The 17,403-nt window shown below is 70.3% G+C and carries 12 protein-coding genes and 1 pseudogene; 3 read left to right on the top strand and 10 right to left on the bottom strand.

The features are described 5' to 3' along the window. Positions 1–71: 71 nt before the first annotated feature. From ABT137_RS45205 to ABT137_RS45190, 4 genes and pseudogenes are all read right to left on the bottom strand, one after another. Complete coding sequence (locus ABT137_RS45205; protein ID WP_351718519.1) at positions 72–1,277, bottom strand: NAD(P)/FAD-dependent oxidoreductase; 1,206 nt, start codon at positions 1,275–1,277, stop codon at positions 72–74. Between the two features lie 74 nt (positions 1,278–1,351). Beyond that, positions 1,352–1,543: pseudogene (locus ABT137_RS45200) on the bottom strand (ferredoxin); the annotation flags it as partial. Between the two features lie 41 nt (positions 1,544–1,584). Continuing rightward, the gene (locus ABT137_RS45195; RefSeq protein WP_351718517.1) at positions 1,585–2,823 is read right to left on the bottom strand and encodes a cytochrome P450; all 1,239 of its coding nucleotides are present in this window, start codon (positions 2,821–2,823) and stop codon (positions 1,585–1,587) included. A 52-nt stretch (positions 2,824–2,875) separates the two neighbouring features. After that, entirely contained in the window at positions 2,876–3,358 is a 483-nt protein-coding gene (locus ABT137_RS45190; protein ID WP_351718515.1) for a MarR family winged helix-turn-helix transcriptional regulator, read from the bottom strand. 151 nt (positions 3,359–3,509) lie between these two features. Here ABT137_RS45190 and ABT137_RS45185 point away from each other — a divergent pair, with 151 nt between their 5' ends. Next, positions 3,510–3,914, top strand: a complete 405-nt coding sequence (locus ABT137_RS45185; RefSeq protein WP_351718512.1) for an ATP-binding protein — start codon at positions 3,510–3,512, stop codon at positions 3,912–3,914. Between the two features lie 12 nt (positions 3,915–3,926). Here the strand turns inward: ABT137_RS45185 and ABT137_RS45180 are convergent, their stop codons facing one another. The 3 genes from ABT137_RS45180 to ABT137_RS45170 form a co-directional block, all read right to left on the bottom strand. Then, on the bottom strand, positions 3,927–5,897 hold the full coding sequence (locus ABT137_RS45180; protein ID WP_351718509.1) for a discoidin domain-containing protein: 1,971 nt from the start codon (positions 5,895–5,897) through the stop codon (positions 3,927–3,929). 79 nt (positions 5,898–5,976) lie between these two features. Further along, positions 5,977–9,537, bottom strand: coding sequence for a choice-of-anchor D domain-containing protein (locus ABT137_RS45175; protein ID WP_351718506.1), 3,561 nt, complete (start codon positions 9,535–9,537; stop codon positions 5,977–5,979). A gap of 241 nt (positions 9,538–9,778) precedes the next feature. Next, positions 9,779–12,598 (bottom strand): discoidin domain-containing protein, encoded by a 2,820-nt coding sequence (locus ABT137_RS45170; protein WP_351718505.1) that lies wholly within the window; start codon positions 12,596–12,598, stop codon positions 9,779–9,781. Positions 12,599–13,027: 429 nt separating this feature from the next. On the opposite strand from ABT137_RS45170, the gene ABT137_RS45165 reads away from it, so the two are divergent. After that, on the top strand, positions 13,028–13,861 hold the full coding sequence (locus ABT137_RS45165) for a PIG-L family deacetylase (RefSeq protein ID WP_351718502.1): 834 nt from the start codon (positions 13,028–13,030) through the stop codon (positions 13,859–13,861). Between the two features lie 243 nt (positions 13,862–14,104). Beyond that, positions 14,105–15,175: a fatty acid desaturase family protein gene (locus ABT137_RS45160; RefSeq protein ID WP_351718541.1), complete on the top strand. Its 1,071-nt coding sequence runs from the start codon at positions 14,105–14,107 to the stop codon at positions 15,173–15,175. 106 nt (positions 15,176–15,281) lie between these two features. Here the strand turns inward: ABT137_RS45160 and ABT137_RS45155 are convergent, their stop codons facing one another. The 3 genes from ABT137_RS45155 to ABT137_RS45145 form a co-directional block, all read right to left on the bottom strand. Next, entirely contained in the window at positions 15,282–16,244 is a 963-nt protein-coding gene (locus tag ABT137_RS45155) for a phosphotransferase family protein (RefSeq protein ID WP_351718499.1), read from the bottom strand. Positions 16,245–16,356: 112 nt separating this feature from the next. Then, positions 16,357–16,581, bottom strand: coding sequence for a hypothetical protein (locus tag ABT137_RS45150; protein ID WP_351718497.1), 225 nt, complete (start codon positions 16,579–16,581; stop codon positions 16,357–16,359). Beyond that, positions 16,578–17,213, bottom strand: a complete 636-nt coding sequence (locus ABT137_RS45145; protein WP_351718538.1) for a nucleotide-binding protein — start codon at positions 17,211–17,213, stop codon at positions 16,578–16,580. Before ABT137_RS45145 ends, ABT137_RS45150 begins: the two co-directional genes overlap by 4 nt. Positions 17,214–17,403: the final 190 nt, after the last annotated feature.

Below are 17,403 nucleotides of genomic sequence, written 5' to 3'. Positions count from 1 at the left end.
ACGCGGACCACGACCGTGCGACCGAGGCCGTGCGACCGAGGCCGGAGCGGGTCAGTTCCCGGTTGCCGGACTCAGTTCACGGTTGCCGGAGTCAGTTCCCGGGTGTCCGCGAAAGCCGTCCAGGGAGCGTGGTCGACGACCAGGCGGCGCAGCGTGCGTACCTGGCGCGGTGCGTTCCAGCCGAGTACGCCGACCACCCTGCCGCCGTGTCCATAGGCGGCGGCGAAGTGGCCGTCCGCCGGGTCGCCGTGGACGATCCGCATCTCCGCGTCCGGCGGGAAGATCCCGTACGCCTGGATCCTGGTGTCGTACTGGTCGGTCCAGAAGTAGGGCACGGGAGCGAACGGAGTTGCGTCGCCGAGCAGGTTGCCGACCGCGGCGATGGCCTGTTCGGTGGCGTTCATCCGGTGCTCCACCCGCATGCGGGTGCCGAAGTGCGCGTTGGGCCAGGAGGCGACGTCCCCGGCGGCGTAAATCCCGGCTGCGGCCCGGCAGTACGCGTCGCACCGCACCCCGTCTCCCAGCCGCAGGCCCGACCCTGCCAGCCAGCCGGTCGCGGGCACGGCGCCGAGGGCCAGGACCACGACGTCGGCGGGCAGCGTGGTGCCGTCGCCGAGTTCCACCCCGGTCACCCGGTCGCTCGCGCCGCACAGCCGGCGTACCGGCACCCCGCAGCGCAGCCGCGTTCCGTGGTCCCGGTGCAGGTCGGCGACCAGCTCGCCGACACGGTCCCCGAAGGGACGCCGCACCGGGACCGGTCCCGGCTCGATCACGGTCACCTCCAGGCCCGTGGTGCGGGCCGCCGCGGCGACCTCGGTGCCGAGGAATCCGGCCCCGACCACGATCACCCGGGGCCCGGCACGCAGCGCGGCGCGCAGGGCGATCGCGTCGTCGAGGGTGCGCAGGACGTGGACTCCGGCCAGGTCGCTGTCGGGCAGGCGCCGGGGAGCCACACCGGTGGCGATGACCAGGCCGTCGAAGCCGACGCTCTCGCCGCCGTCCAGGTGCACGCGGTGGCCCGGGACGTCGAGGGCGGTGGCGCGCTGTCCGAGGCGCAGGTCGGCCCGCAGCCGGTTGAGGTCCGGCAGGGAGCGCAGGGTGGCGCGTGCGGGTTCCCAGGCGCCGGTCAGGATCTGTTTGGACAGCGGGGGCCGGTCGTAGGGAGGGCGGGGCTCCTCGCCGATCAGGGTGAGGTGCCCGTCCCAGCCGCGGCGGCGGAGGGTCTCGGCCGCGGTCAGCCCGGCGGCCGAGGCTCCCACGACGACGATCCGCTTCACGGTTCGTCCCCCTGTTCCTCCACCTGTTGCTCCACCTGTTGCTCCACCTGTTGCTCCACCTGTTCCTCCACTTGTTCCTCCACCCAGATCGCCCGGGCCGGGCAGAGCGCGGCGGCCTGCCGGACGTCGTCCGCCAGGCCCTCCGGCGGGGTCTCGGCGAGCAGGACGACGATGCCGTCCTCCTCGCGCTGGTCGAACACCTCCGGTGCGCTCAGCACGCACTGCCCGGAGGCCACGCACTTGTTCTGGTCGACGGTCACAGTCACCTTCATCGGATCCTCCTTTCCCGCGCGGCAGTTGGCCGCGGTCACCAGGTGACGGGCAGTTCGTAGACGCCGTAGACGCTGCCGTCGTGCTTGAACGGGATCTCGTCGAGACCCACGGCGAGCCGCAGCGTGGGGATGCGGCGGTACAGGGTGCTGTAGACGACCTGCAGCTCCACCCGGGCCAGCGGCTGGCCCAGGCACTGGTGGACGCCGAAGCCGAAGGCCACGTGGTGGCGGGGGTTGCGGTCGAGGTCCAGCCGGTCGGGGTCGGGGAACGCCTCGGGATCGCGGTTCGCGGCGTCGTTGGCGAGGACGACGCCCTCGCCGGTGCGGATGGTCACGCCGCCGACCTCGATGTCCGCCAGGGCGACCCGGCGGCGCCCACCGTGCACGATGGTGAGGTAGCGCAGGAGTTCCTCGACCGCCGAGGCGACCGTCTTCGGGTCGCCGCTCGCGCGCAGCCGCTCCAGCTGGTCCGGGTGTCGCAGCAGGGCCAGGGTGCCCAGGGCGATCATGTTCGCGGTGGTCTCGTGCCCGGCGGTCAGCAGCAGCATCCCCATGCCGGCCGCCGCACGCCGGGAGAGCTCACCGGCCCTGACGTGCCGGGCCAGCGTGGAGAGCACGTCGTCGGCCGGGTGGGCGAGTTTGGCGCCGAGCTGCCGGTCCAGGTAGTCGAGCAGCTGCCGGGTGGCCTCCCGTGCCTGCTCCACGGTGCTGGTGCGCGTGATCAGGATCCTGCTGTTGGCCTGGAAGAAGCCGTGGTCGGCGTACGGGACGCCGAGCAGGTCGCAGATCACCAGCGACGGCACCGGCAGCGCGAACGCCTGGACCAGGTCCACCGGCCCGGGCCCGGCGAGCATGGCGTCGATCAGGGTGTCGACGATCTTCTGAATGGCCGGCCGCAGCGCCTCCACCTGCCTGATGGAGAAGGTCGCGGTCACCATGCGGCGGAGCCGGGCGTGCTCCGGATCGTCCATGTTGATGAAGGTCCGCGACTGCCTGCGGCGCTCCCGCTGGGCCGGGCTCAGATGGGGGTAGTGCGGGAGGTCGCTGTCCGAGCTGATCCGCGGATCGGCGAGCAGGGCCCGTACGTCCTCGTAGCGGGTGACCAGCCACGGGGTGCTGCCGTCCCACAGCCGGACCCGGCTGACGGGGGCCCGGTCCCGCAGCGCGCGCAGGGCCGGCGGCGGATCGAAGGGGCAGCCGGCCGCCCGGGTCATGGGGTACTCCGGTACCTGCGCCGACGGCGTCTCGGTGCCGGGGGCCGATGTGATGCTCATGGTTCTCCGCCCTTTCCGAGGTCGGAGACACCGAAGAGCGTGGCCAGGAGGCTCAGGAGGCCGGTTCGCCGCCGGAAACAGTCGGCTGCGGGGCGGGGCGGAGCATCCGCCGCACGAGGGGCAGGGCCGTCCGCATGGCCTCGCCCAGGGCCCGCACGTCCTGCCCGGGCAACGCGGCCAGCATGTCGGCCACCCGCGCACACTGTGCGCGCCGGCGCCCGGCCATCAGCTCCCGCCCGGCCTCCGTGACGGCGACCAGGCGGACCCGCCCGTCCCCGGGATGGCCCACCCGTGTGGCCAGGCCCTGGTCCTCCAGTCGCTGCACCAGGGCGGTCATCGACGGTTGGGCGATGCCCTCCGCCGCCGCCAGCGCGGTCAGCCGGACCGGGCCTTCCCGCTCCAGCCTGCTGAGCGTCGCGGCGGTGGTCAGGCTCATGCCCTGTCGCTCCGACAGGAGGTGCCTGACCATCTCGGTGGCCAGCTCGTTCAGCGCCGCCGCCACCTCCTGGTGACCCTCTTCGGATGTCTCATCCATACCGCCAGCTATATCACCTCACTATATAGTTTGTCTATATTCTCCATCTATATAGACAAACTATATAGATTAGTGATATACAGGCCGCAGACCGTCAGGGATTCCGGTGACAACCAGGGCGCCGCGACGGCGCCGGAGGAAGGTGATGACCATGACCTGCACCCAGGCCCCTCGCAGGTGGTCGCTGGCACACCGCCCGGAAGCCGCCGGAGAAGCCCGCAGGATCGCCAAGGAGCTCCTGACCCGGTGGAGCGTCGGCGAGGACGCGGCCTACTCGGTCCTTCTGACCGTCTCCGAACTCGTCACCAACGCCGTGGAACATGCCCGGCCCCCGCTGGACCTCGGACTGAGCCGCGACCCGGGCACCCGGCGCGTGCACATCGAGGTGTCCGACGGAGGCCCTGCCGCCCTGCACGGCGACTGGGCAGCCGGTTGCGCCCCCGACGAGCGCGGCCGCGGGCTGGACATCGTCGATCGGCTCACCGCCGCACGCGGCGACCGCGAGGAACCCGGCCGCGCCGTCCACTGGGCCGACGTCACCGGCGCGGCCGGTTGAGGGCGCCGGCCGTCAGGCGCCGAAGACCTGGAACTCGGAGACCTGCCCGGCCGGCCAGCCGTTGTTGGCGGTGAAGGTGAGTCGCACGTAGCGGGTGGTGGCCGTGGCGGGGAGGGCGAGGGTCGCGGTGTTTCCGGTCGCCGGGTCGAAGGTGTAGCCCGCGGAGGCGAGCAGCTGGGTGAAGGTGCCGCCGTCCGTGCTGCCCTGGACGGAGATGGTCTGGGTGCGGGTGGCCCAGGCGGTCGCCGGGGGAAGGTTGAGAACGATCCTCCTGACGCCGGTGGCGGCGCCCAGATCGACCTGGACCCACTGCGGGAAGGCGTTGTTGGCGGACTCCCAGTAGGTGTTGGTGTCGCCGTCGGTCGCGTTGGACGAGGCGTAGATCTGGGTGTGGCTGCTCTCCGAGGTGGGGCGGTGCAGGGCGAGGTTGGTGGTGCTGGAAGGGGGGTCGGTGGTGACGGTGACCTGGTTGGAGGGCTGCGACACGTTTCCCGCGGCGTCGTAGGCGACGACGTCGAAGGTGTACGCGGTGGACGCGGCGAGGCCGGTGACGGTGAACGAGGCGGCGCCGGTGGTGCCGACCTGTGTGCTGGTCGAGCCGGACACCTGCAGGATCCGGTAGCCGGTCACGCCGACGTTGTCGGTCGACGTGTTCCAGGCCAGCGAGACGGAGTTGCCGGTGTGCCCGGTGACGGTCAGGCCGCCCGGCGCGGCCGGCGGTGTGGTGTCGCCGGTGGGGACGACCGGCTGGGTGGGGCGGGTGGCGGTCAGCGCGATCTGGCCCTTGAGCATGCGGCCGCCGTCGCCGGTCAGGCGCAGGTAGTAGTCGGAGGAGCAGGCGGTGCCGTCCTCGTCGAGGGCGAGGAATCCGGAGTCGGTGGGCACCCATGCCTGGGTCTCGGCGGTCTTGGCGATCTGGTTGCCCTCGTTGTACTCGTCGAACATCGAGATGTAGATGCCCTGCACCCCGGCCCGCACCATGTTGTAGAACTGCCGCCACATGAAGTCGCCGTGCGCGCGCTGCCGGCCGGAGACGTCACCGGGCAGCACACAGGGCTGGAAGTCGATGCCGTTGGCGTTGCAGTCGGCCTGGTCGGGGACCGTGTACGTGTTGTACGCGTTGTCGGCCTCGGTGACGTTCCCGATGGCGCCGACCATCCACGGCGAGATCATGTTGAAGGCGTGGTAGACACCCAGGAAGCCGGGCTGCGAGCCGCCGGTCCCCGTCCGCCATTCGCGCGGGACGCCTCCGATGACGTAACACCCCTGGCCCTTGAACCAGTTGACGACGTCGAGGCAGGCGTCGGCGGTGAAGGGGTGGTTGGGGTCGTTGAAGCCGAAGCCCCAGATGCACACGACCGGCTTGCCGTTCTGCTTCGCGTACGCCGAACTCGCCGTGTGCGCGGACATCTTGTTCGTCCAGTCCGTCTTGATCTCGGACTGCATGTTCGTCCAGTTGGAGACGTCGTACATGATGTAGAACTTCCGCCCGTAGGCCTCGGCGGCGCTGCGCACCTTGGTCGCCATGGCGTCGCGGGTGGGGCCCTCGCCGCCGGTGGGGTTGAAGCGTTGCAGGGCCGCGGTGTCGATGCCGTTCTGCTGCATCCACAGGAAGTGGGTGTTCACCGTCTGCTGGTCGTACGAGGAGAACAGGGTGGCGGGCCGGCCGTTGCCGAGGGCGGCGTACGAGGTCTGGTACGTGCTGGTGTAGTCACGCATGTCGGGCCAGCACTTGATGTTGGTGTTGGTCGGGGACGGCGACCGGCCCCAGTCCTGGCTCCAGTGCCACCAGCCGTTGATGGGCGCGCCGTCGCCGACGCAGGCGAACCAGCCCTGGTAGCCGACGGTGATCTTGCCGACGACGTCGCCCGGCGCGCTGGCCGCCGACGCGGCCGGGGCGAGTACGGTCTCGGTGGCGCCCGCGGCTCCCACCGCGGTGGCCGCCACCGCGGCCCTTAAGAAGACTCTGCGTGTGACACCCATCTGGACTCCTCTGGTCGAGTGGCCTTCGGTGGCCGGTGCCGCCGGGCGCGAGCCCGCCCGGCGGCACCGGCGGGGCGGATCAGGTGTTCCAGACCTGGAACTCGGAGATCTGACCGGCGGGCCAGCCGTTGTTCGCCGTGATGTTCACCCGGAAGTACCGCTGGGTGGTCGCGGTGAACGTGATGGTGACCGTGTTGTTGGTGGTGGGGTCGAAGGTGTACGTGGCCGACGACTTGATCGTGGAGAAGGACGAGCCGTCGGTGCTGCCCGACAGGGACAGCGTCTGATTGCGGGCACCCCAGGTCGCGGGGAGCTGGAGGACGACGCGGCTCGCGCTCTGCGCGGAACCGAGGTCGGCCTGGACCCACTGCGGGAAGGCGTTGTTGGCGCTCTCCCAGTAGGTGCCCTGGTTGCCGTCCGTCACGTTCGACGACGAGTACACGTCGGTGTGGCTGGACTCGGTGGTGGCCGCGCCGGCCGCCAGGTTCCTGCTCACCGTGCCGGCGCCGGTACCGGTCAGCGCGACCGTGGTGGTGCCGTTCGACGCATTGCTGGAGATGCTGAGATCACCGGTACGGGTGCCGGACGCGGTGGGCGTGAACGTGACGGCCACCGTGCAGGAGGCCCCTGCCGCGATCGACGACCCGCAGGTGTTGGTCTGCGAGAAGTCGCCCGTGACGGCGACACCGGAGACCGTCGCGGCCGCCGTACCGGTGTTGGTCACCGTGACCGTCTGCGCGCTGCTCGCGGTGTTGAGCGCCTGGGTGGCGTACGTCAGCGACGTCGGGCTGGCCGACAGGGTCGCCGGCGAGGAGCCGCCGTCGCTGGGGAACACCTCGAAGTCCGACAACTGGGCGGCGTTCCAGCCCGTGTTGGCGGTGATGTTCACCCGCACGTAGCGCGCCGTGGCGGCGCTGAACGTGATGGTCGCCGTGTTGTTGTTGGAGTTCGGGTCGAAGGTGTACCCGGCCGATGCCTTGATCGTCGAGAAGCTGGAGCCGTCCGTGGACCCCTGCACCGACAGCGTCTGTGTGCGGGCCGACCACGCCGTCGCGGGCGGGAGCTTGAGCACGACCTTGCCGACGCTGTAGTTCTGGCCGAGGTCGACCTGCGCCCACTGCGGGAACGAGCCGTTCGTGCCCTCCCAGTACGTCGACGCGTCCGTGTCGGTGAGGTTCGAGGCGACGTACGGGCTGTTGCTCGAACTCGCCGTCGCCGGCCGCCCGGCGGCGATGTTGGTGGTGGAGTCGATGCCGCTGCCGGACAGGGCGACGACGGTCGGGCTGTTGTTGGCGTTGCTGGTGACGGTCAGGCTGCCCGTGCGCGAGCCGCCCGTGGTGGGCTTGAAGCCGACGGTCACCGTGCAGGACGCGCCGACCGCGAGGGTGGAGCAGTTGTTGGTCTGGCTGAAGTCACCGGTCGCCGACACGCCCGAGACGGTCGCCGACGTGGTGCCCGAGTTCGTCACCTTCACCGTCTGCGTGTCGGCCGAGGAGCCGACCACCGTGGCGGCGAAGGCCAGGCTCGCCGGGTCGGTGTTCAGGACCGGGCCCGGCGCGGTGCCGGTGCCGGAGAGGGTGACCGTGTTGGTGACCCCGCCCGCGTTGACGGTCAGCGTGCCGCTCCGGCTGCCGGTCGCCGTCGGCGCGAACTTCACGCTGACGGTGCACGAGCCGTTCGCCGCGATCGACGAGCCGCAGGTGTTGGTCTGGGAGTAGTCGCCGCTGGTCGAGATCGACGAGACGGACGCGGCCGTGTTCGTCGGGTTGGAGACCGTCACGGTCTGTGCGTCGCTCGTCGAACCGGTCGCCACCGAACCGAAGTTGAGCGCGCCCGGGGTGGCCGTGACGCCTTCGGACGGGTAGGGCGGGTAGACCGGAGCCGGCCACCCTCCGCAGTACGGCGTGCCGCTGATGCCGGAGTTGCCGCCGCCGTCGGTCACCGTGAAGCTCCCGACCGAGCAGCTGTACACCGGCGAGGAGTAGCCGACGCCGGTCGCCGTGACGTTGGTGAACTTCGCGGCGCCGCCGGTCTGTTCCTGGAGGGCGAAGGTTCCGGTGCCGGCGATGGTCACGTTGTTGAGGTTGACCCCGCTGATGGTGCCCTCGACCCACTGGATCGCCTCGTACGGGCTCTGCTGGATCAGTGCGTTGGTCACGTTGATCGGGCCGGTGATCGCGCCCTGGCTGCCGTCGAACCACAGCGCGCCCACGCCGAACTGCCAGTTCGGGTCGAGGCTGCCGTCCCGGATCATGGTGTTGTCGGAGATGGTGGTGGTGCCGACCGGCGTCGACGAGAAGCGCTGCCCCACGTGGATGCCGCCGCCCTGGGTGATGCCGGAGTCCACCACCCGGTTGCCGCTGACGGTGTTGTCGTGGCCGCCGTAGATCGCGATGCCGTTGGCGAGGATCTGGAGTGACACGGTGTTGTTGGAGATCGTGTCGTTGGCGTCGGCGCCGATACCGGAGTCCGCCCAGGTGGCGATGCCGTCGTCGCCGGTGTTGCGGATGTCGCTGTTGGTCACCTTCGAGTTGGTGACGCCGCCGTGGAAGTTGATGCCGTCCGCGGTGGTGTCGCGGATGCGCAGGCCGCTGAACGTCAGACCGTCCATCGGCCCGTCCATCCAGGCGCCGACCTTCATGTGGTCGATCCACAGGTCGGAGACGGTCGAGTTGCTCATCGCGCCGCCGATGCCGTTGACCTGGGCGCTGTCGTTGCGCTCCTGCACGTTGCCGAAGACGGCGAAGTTCTGCAGGTGCACGCCGGTGCTGGGCGAGGGTGCGGAGTTGCCGTAGAAGCCGGGGGCCGTGCCGGTGACGGTCGAGTACCACATGCCGGCGCCGGCGATCGTGACGTTGTTGACGCTGATGTGGCCGGGGATGTTGTAGGTGCCCGGCGGGATCCACACCGTGCCGCCGGGTCCTGCCGCGCTGATCGCGGCGTTGAACGCGCTGGTCGCGTCGGTCGCGCCGGTCGAGTCGGCGCCCTTGCTGGTCACCGACACCGACCCCGAGGGTGCGGTGAGGGCGGCGCCGACCTGCTCGAAGTCGGCGAAGTCGATCGTGTACGAGGAGGCGGTGTCGCCCGAGTCGACCTGCAGCTTGAAGGTCGTGCCCGCCGGGTAGCTGGTGGAGAACAGGCGGTGGGCCTCGTCGTAGAAGTGGTGCGGGTTGCTGCCCGGCGTGTTGGTGAAGGGGTAGCTGCCGTAGTACCAGCTGTAGGCGTTGGTCAGGGTGAAGTCGGGCTGCTTGACGCCGTTGATGTACAGGGACAGCGCGGCGGTGTAGACCGAGCCGCCCGAGGTGTCGGGGATGCTGTAGCGGAAGTTGATCGAGTTGGTCGCCACCGGCGTGGTGAACGTGACGTACTGGCCGGTGCCCTGGAGGGTCGTCGCCTTGCGGTACGACGCCTCGTCGGCCAACTGGCCCTGGGTGTAACTCGGGCCGATGGTGGTGCCGTTGGTGGCGGAGTTCTCCGCCTGCACCTCGACGTACGGCAGGCTCGCGCCGCTGCCGCCGGTGGCGGCGGCCGCCGCCGCGGCCGGCTGGACGGCCAGCGCGAAGACGCCGGCGACGGTCAGCATCGCGGTGCTGACCGCCCAGACGAGGGCTCGTCTCAGATCTCGGATGGAATGGAACACTTACCACTCCTTTCATCACGGGATGCCCGAACTGTTCCGCCGGCGCCGCCAGGGGCGGGAGGGGAGGCGGGGGGTGGTGATGACGCACGGGGGACCGTAATGTCGTCGACATCGACACGCAATAACTAGACAGAACATTGCAACAATAAAAATTCAGCATGCAAGATCTAATGCACTGGGGCCGCGGGCGTGCCGGTGCCGCCGGACGGGGTGTCCGGCGGCACCGTTGGACGAGCGGCGGTCAGGAACTCCAGACCTGGAACTCGGACACCTGGCCCGCGGGCCAGCCGTTGTTGGCGGTGACGGTGACGCGGAGGTAGCGCTGGGTGGCGGCGGGGAAGGTGAGCGTGACGGTGTTCCCGGTGCCCGGGTCGAAGGTGTGGGCCGCCGAGGATTTCAGGGTGGTGAGGGTGGTGCCGTCGGTGCTGCCGCCGAGGGTCAGGGTCTGGGTGCGGGCGCCCCAGCCTGCGGGCAGCTGCAGCACCACGCGCGAGACGCTGCGGGCCGAGCCCAGGTCGACCTGGACCCACTGCGGAAACGTGTTGTTGGCGCTCTCCCAGTAGGTGGACCGGTTGCCGTCGGTGACGTTGCCGGAGGGGTAGACGTCGGTGTGGCTGGACTCGCTGGTGGGCCTGCCCGCGGCGAGGTTCGTCCCGGTGGTGTCGGTGCCCGCGGCGAAGTCGAGGTGGTTGATGTTCCAGCCGCCGGTGTCCTGGGCGAGGGTCAGGGTCTGCCTGCCCGCGGGCAGGGTCACGTGGGTGGTCACGGTGGCCCAGGTCTGCCAGTCGCCGGTGGCGGGCAGGTCGACGGCGCCGGTGAGGTTCGTACCGGCGGCGTCCGACAGGTGCAGCGCGCCGGCCACCGCGGACGGGGCCGCGACCCGGAGGCCGAGGGTGTAGGTGCCGGCGGTGGCGACGTCCACGGTGTAGCGGAACCACTGTCCGCCGCCGGTCCAGCCCAGGTTGTAACCGCCGCCGGTGTCCGAGGTGGTGTCCAGGTCCACCCCGTCGGCGCGGTAGGAGTTGGCGTTGCCGTTGACGGAGGTGACGTTGTAGGCCACGCCCTGGCCGCCGGTGTCGTAGTTCTCCGCCTGCACCGTGCCGGGCACGGCGGCCGGGGTGCCGCCGTAGGGGCCCTCGGGAGCGGGCGGCGGCCAGTGGTTGTCACTCAGCGTCGCGACGAACCCGGTGGAGTTGTTGACGAAGGCCGAGGCGCCGGAGGGGAGCCCGGTGACCGTGTTGCCGGTGATCGTCGCGGAACCGGTGGGCGCGGGGTAGAACGGCGGCGAGATCGCGATGCCGTTGCGGCCGGGATCGCCGACCGTGTTGTCCTGGAGGAGGGTGTTGGTCGAGGTGGAGAAGCCGATCCCGTCGTAGAGGGAGTCGGTGACGGTGTTGCCGGTCACCGTGACCTTGTCGACGGTCCCGGTGTTCTGTCCGTCACCGCCGTTCCCGACGTGCAGGGCGGGCTGGCCCTGGCTGTAGGCGTTGCCGCCGGAGCGGACCACGGTGTTGCCCGTCACGGTCGCGGACAGCAGGTCGCTGCCGTTGACACCGAAGCGTCCGGCCCCCAGACCGATGTAGCGGGCCGTGTCGCTGATGTAGTTGTCCTTGACCTGGTGGCCGCTGCCCCCGTAGATCCCGACACCCTTGCCGCCCCACGGCGCGATCGAGGTGTTGTCACTGACGGTGACATTGGTCATCGGGTTGTAGTACGTCTTGGAACCGTCGCTGTTCGTGTTGTAGTTCACCGAGTTGATGGCGATCGCGTCGTCCCCGGTGCCGCGGACGAAGTTGTTCGTGACCGTCAGGTCGTTCCCGGTGTCCGCGCCCAGCGACACGTTGTTGACGTTGATCCCGTCCGCCCAGACCGACGTCAGCCTGCTGTTCTGCACCGTGCCGCCGGTCCCGGAGGCCCAGAAGCCCGACATGGTGTGCTGGGTCCAGATGCCGTCGGCCAGCCAGTCGGTGCCGGTGGTGTCCATCGCGCCGCCGTCGCCGCCGACGGTGCTCCGGCTCACGGCGTTGGCGTCGATGTGGAAGTTCCGCACGGTGCAGGAGGTCAGGTCGAACAGGGCCGCCAGCGGCGTGCTGTTGGGGACGGGGACGTCACGGTAGATCGTGCTGTACCAGAGGCCGGCGCCCGCGATGGTGATCCCCTGTGCGTGCAGTCCCGTGGTGCCCTTCACGTAGAAGGTGCCCTGCGGGATCCACAGGGTCCTGCCCTGTGACTGGGCCTGGTCGATGCAGTTCTGGATGGCGGCCCGGCTGTCCACCGCCTGGCTGTCGGCCGCACCGTCGGTGGGGGTGTCGTCCGACACCGCACCGCAGCTCGTGATCGAGATCGAGTTCGCCGGCTGCGTCTGCGGCGCCGGCGGGTTCTCCACGTCGACGGAGTCCACGTCGTAGAAGGACGCGCCGTTGCCGGAGTCCTTGCGCAGCGAGAACGTGGCACCCGCCGGGATGGGGGTCCCGGTGACGAAGGTGTGCGACTCGTCCCAGAAGACCCTCGGGTCGCCGTCGGCCGGGTTCTGGTTGTCGCTCGTGTTGTAGTTGCCGTTGCCCTCGTACACCCAGCTCTGCCGCGAGTTGAGGTTCAACGACTGCCGGAACACCCCGTTGACGTACAGGTTCAGGGTCCCGGTGACACCACCGCCGGACGCCGAGTCCGGGATGCTGGCGCGGACGTTGAGGAAGGAGATCGGCTGCCCGGTGGTGTTCGTCCACTGCACCGACTGGCCCGTGCCGTCCAGGTGGACGTAGGAATGGCCCGACGCCTCCAGGGCGGCGCTCGAGTACTCGGTCGTCGGCGCGGAGGTCAGCGACCGGACGGCCGCGCCCCCGCCCGGCGTTCCCGCCTCGGCCTCGTAGACCGAGAACGGCGTCGTGGCACCCGCCGTCGCCTGCGCCTGCCGGGGAGCGGGGGCCGTCACGTCGGCGCGGAGCGTCCTGGACGGCGGCGCCTCCTGTGCCGCGGCGGCCGGTAAGACGGACACGCACAGCGCGCCGACCGCGGCGACGGCGGCCACCGCCAGTCGCCGGGGTCTGGGGATCGTCAGCATGTGGGGGCTCCTTCGAGGAATGCGGGAATCCGGCGCCCCGACCGTACAGATCCCTCCTCCACCCCGCTAGATTCCGACAAAGTAAAGAATGAATTACGCAAGTGGCCGCAAATTCTTTGCCGGAATACGCAAAACCGCAGATTTGCCCGTGACCGCGACATGCGCGTGCGAGACGGCTGGACCGCGCTGCGAAGATCAAGGGGGGGTCGCCTTGTGCGGTGGGAACAGCCTGCCCGGCCGGCACTGTTGCACCGGCCGGGGAACAGGCACCGCGGGGATGGGAGGACACGGACCAGAGGTTCGTCCACCCCTGCGTGATCCGGGACCCTCGGGTCCGCGGTACACCCGGTGATCTGCTATTCAGGGACGCCCGCTCAGATACCCGCCGCGGACCCGGACCGAGACCTTGTCACACAGGAGGACTGTTTCATGAACGACCGGCCCTTGACGCTGATGGCGGTACACGCCCACCCCGACGACGAGGCCACCGGAACCGGAGGCGTCCTCGCGCGGTACGCGGCGGAGGGCATGCGCACGGTCCTGGTGACGTGTACCGACGGCGGGTGCGGCGACGGACCGGGGGGTGTCAAACCGGGCGAGCCCGGGCACGATCCGGCGGCCGTCGCCGCGATGCGGCGTCAGGAACTCGAGGCGAGCTGCGACATCCTGAAGATCAGCCATCTGGAGATGCTGGACTACGCCGACTCCGGAATGATGGGCTGGCCGGCCAACGACGCCCCCGGGTCCTTCTGGCGGACACCCGTGGCGGAGGGCGCCGCCCGGCTCGCGGAACTCATGCGGCGCTACCGGCCCGATGTGGTCGTCACCTACGACGAGAACGGCTTCTACGGCCACCCCGACCACATCCAGGCCAACCGCATCACGATGGCGGCGCTGGAGATGACCGAACCGACCCCGAAGGTGTACTGGACGACGGCGCCGCGCTCGATGATGCAGCGGTTCGGCGAGGTCATGCGCGAGTTCGGTGCGGACGTACCGGAGCCGGATCCCGCGGAGGCCGCCGCGATCGCGGAGATCGGACTCCCCGACGAGGAGATCACCACCTGGGTGGACACCACCGCGTTCGGCGGCCAGAAGTTCGACGCGCTGGCCGCGCATGCCAGCCAGGGCGAGAACATCTTCTTCCTCAGGATGGGCCGGGAAAGGTTCACCGAGCTGATGGGCGTGGAGACCTTCGTCCGTGTCCAGGACTCCACCGGCGCGGCCGCACCCGAGAACGACCTCTTCGCCGGACTGCGCTGACCCGCCCGCCCGCGGGGCCGGTGTCTCTTCCACCCCTTCGAGGACGGCGGCTTCGCCCTCCTCGAAGGGCCCGGAGGAAAGATGCCGGACCCGGGGACCGCACCGGCGCCGGGACGACGCCGAAGGCCCAGGTCAGCGGCTTAGGAGTGGTGGTAACCCCCCGGAGGTCCGGAGGCGGTCCCCCTGCAGATCCGGTAGCTGGCCCGCTGTCGGCGCGGAGCGGCCGTGCCCAGACTCGGCGGCATGACCTTCTCCCTCGACGCTCCCGTCGCGGCCGCAGCGGCGGCCGCCCCCGCGCGGGCCTCCGGTCCCGGCAGCGATTTCGCCGGACTCTCCCAACGCATCGGCGAGGCAGGCCTGCTGGACCGGCGCCCGGGCTACTACACCGTGCGGCTCGGTTTGGTGATCGCGGCTCTGCTGGGTGGCGCGGCGGCCTTCTTCGCGCTCGGCGACACCTGGTGGCAGCTGGCTCTCGCCGCCGCCATGGCCCTCGTCTTCGGCCAGGTGGCGCTCGTGGCACACGACCTGGCTCACCGGCAGGTCTTCCGCCGGCGCCGCCCGAGCGAGACGTGGGGCCGCCTCTTCGGCAACCTCGCCATCGGCATGAGCTACGGGTGGTGGATGAACAAGCACACCCGTCACCACGCCAACCCCAACCACGAGGAGCTCGACCCGGACGTCGCGCCGGACATCCTGGTGTGGTCCACCGACCAGGCACGCAACAGCGGCGGCCTGGCCCGGCTCGTCGGCGGCCACCAGGCGTTCCTGTTCTTCCCGCTGCTGACGCTGGAGGGTTTCAACCTGCATGTGTCGAGCGTGCGGGCGCTGCGCTCGCCGTCCATGAAGAACCGGGTGTCGGAGGGCGCGCTGCTTCTCCTGCACTTCGCGGCCTACCTGTCCGCGCTGTTCCTGGTGCTCTCCCCCGGCAAGGCCGTGGCGTTCCTCGCCGTGCACCAGTGTCTCTTCGGTGTCTATCTCGGCTGCACGTTCGCCCCGAACCACAAGGGCATGCCCACCTTCACCGGCGACGAGCGGCCCGACTTCCTGCGGCGCCAGGTGCTCACCTCCCGCAACGTGAGGGGCGGTCGGGTCACGGACGTGCTGCTCGGCGGGCTCAACTACCAGATCGAACACCACCTGTTCCCGAGCATGCCCACACCTCATCTGCGACGCGCCCAGGTGATCGTGCGGGAGTACTGCGCGGAGATCGGTGTGCCGTACTACGAGACCGGGCTGCTGCGGTCCTACCGCGAGGCCCTCACCCACCTGCACCGGGTGGGAGAACCGATCCGGCGCCGGCGCAGGGCGTCCTGACCTCAAGGGGGGGACGGGCACCAGGTCCTCGTCTCCGGCACGGCCTCCGGAAAGGCAGCAGTGGTCGCCGTGGTCCGCCAACGGGATTTCGCGGACGTGCCGTGGCTCAGCCCAGGGTGTCCAGCAGAGCGGTGACGTAGGCGTCCAGCCGCCCCTCCGCCGTCCGCGTCGTCAGTTCCGTCCTGCCCGCCTCCTGCCACGGCCGCGCCAGCCACCGCACCCCCGTCGAGAACGCCAGAGCGTCCAGCAGCCGCCAGTACAGCCGTTCGCTCGCGGCCGCGGCGAGCACCCCGCCGGCCTGCTCGTACGCCTCGGCGAACCGCAGACCCCACGCCGGGCCGTGCAGCATCGCGAGATTGGTGGAGCAGTGCGCCACGTCGAGATCCGCCGGGCCCCAGGAGGTCTGCACCCAGTCGACGACCCCGGTGATCCGGGGACCGGCCGGGCCTGGCGGCTCCACGTCGAACAGCACGTTTCCGGGGTGGAAGTCCCGGTGCAGGAACCGCCCTTCGTAGGGTGGCGCCGGCTTGCGGATCACGTCTGTCGCCGCCGCCCATGCCACCGCGTCGGCACCGTCCGGCGGGACGACGGCGTCGGCGGTCGTCCACGCCTCGTACTCCGGGGGACGCACGGCGGGCCGCAGCGCGTGGATCGCCACGAGCTGGCGGGCCAGCGGAGGAACGCGCACCTCCAGTCCCCGGTCGTCTAGGACCGTCCGGCCCGGCAGGTGCGTCATCAGGAGTGACGGATACTCGCAGTGCGCGGCGGCCGGATCGACCGCGACGGGTCCGGGAGCCGGCACGCCTGTCCCCGTGAGCAGGGCGAGGACGCCGGCCTCGCGGTTCAGCAGGTCCTCGGCGTGCGCCACGAACGACGGGGCGACGAAGGTCCGCAGCACCAGGTCACGGATGCGCCCGTCCCGCGTGCCGATGGTCAGCCGCCGCATCTCGGCGGTGATGCCCCCGTGCAGTGCCTCGGTGGCGACGACCCGTTCGCCGACCGCCAGATACCGGCCCACCCAGGCCAGGGCCAACGGCCGGACGGCCCCTGCCTCTTCGTGTTCGGACACCGTGCCACCCCATCATCCGGGCGGCGGCACACGCAAAGGGTTTCGCCGCGGGCGCGATGGCTGGCGGCCGGGCGGGTCCGCGGAGACGGGGCTGATCGGACAAGCCCCGGGGCTACGGGGCGCTGCTCGGGGGTCGCAGGGCGGCGGCGCCCGCCCGCATCATCGCGGACACCGGTGCCGCTGCCCACTGCACCAGGTCGCGCGGCAGACCGGCGTCGAACTCGATGGTCAACCGGACGTACCGGGTGTGCAGCTGAGTGACTTTGACGGGACGTGGTGCGACGGTGTCCGGGCCACGCTGCAACGCGGCCCGGTAGGTGTCCTTGCGCTGATTCATGCCTTGTCCTGTCGCTTGATGAGTTCGTCTGCGAGGTCCATGTACGCCGACCCTTTGGCCGCCACCGGGCCTCCGAACGACTGGGCGTACAGGTCGAGCCGCGGAATGTGGGTGGACAGCACGTCGAAACCCCGCTCGGTGAGAGCTTCGCGGGCGTCGGCATCGGGACCTGTACGGGTGGCGTCGGCCCGGTTCGTCCTGTTCAGCAGAACGGCGGCGTGGGCCGGGTGGGCGCGCAAGGACTGTACGTCGCCCATCTCGCCACCGATGGGCGCCATGCGATCCAGCTCGATGGGAGCCGGAGTGACCGGCACGATCCATTCGCTCGCGTATCTCATGATGCTGCGGGCGATGTGCGCGTGGTCCTCCATCTGCGGAGCGTCGAACACGACGGCCTGCCGGTCGCCCAGGAAGTCGTTCACGCGCCGGTGCACATCGCCCACCGGAAGGGCGACCACGGGAAACGGGAAGCCATCTGCCAACTCGCTCCAGCGCAGCGCGGAGGAAGCGGGGTCACTGTCGACCAGCAGCGGTGGGACGCCCGACTCGTGGAGTGCGTGGGCCAGCCAGACCGCGCTGGTCGTCTTTCCCACCCCGGGCTTCAGGTTCACAAAGGCATAACTCAGCGACACACGAGCCAACGTAGGGGCGCGAGCGCCTGCCGGCCGTCGAGTCGGGGCACACGGGAGCGTCGTTCACCCTGCGGCGCCGGTGAATCATTCGTATGGGCCAGTACGGAAGTCGCAAGGCCGAGGGGTTCGGGTGCCGATAAAGTCATCCATGCAGGTCGCGGCTTCGATCGTTGACCTTCGGCTGGACTCG

Source organism: Streptomyces sp. NPDC001980 (assembly GCF_040296885.1).
Lineage (GTDB): Bacteria > Actinomycetota > Actinomycetes > Streptomycetales > Streptomycetaceae > Streptomyces.
This window is presented reverse-complemented; position numbering and strand designations above follow the sequence as displayed.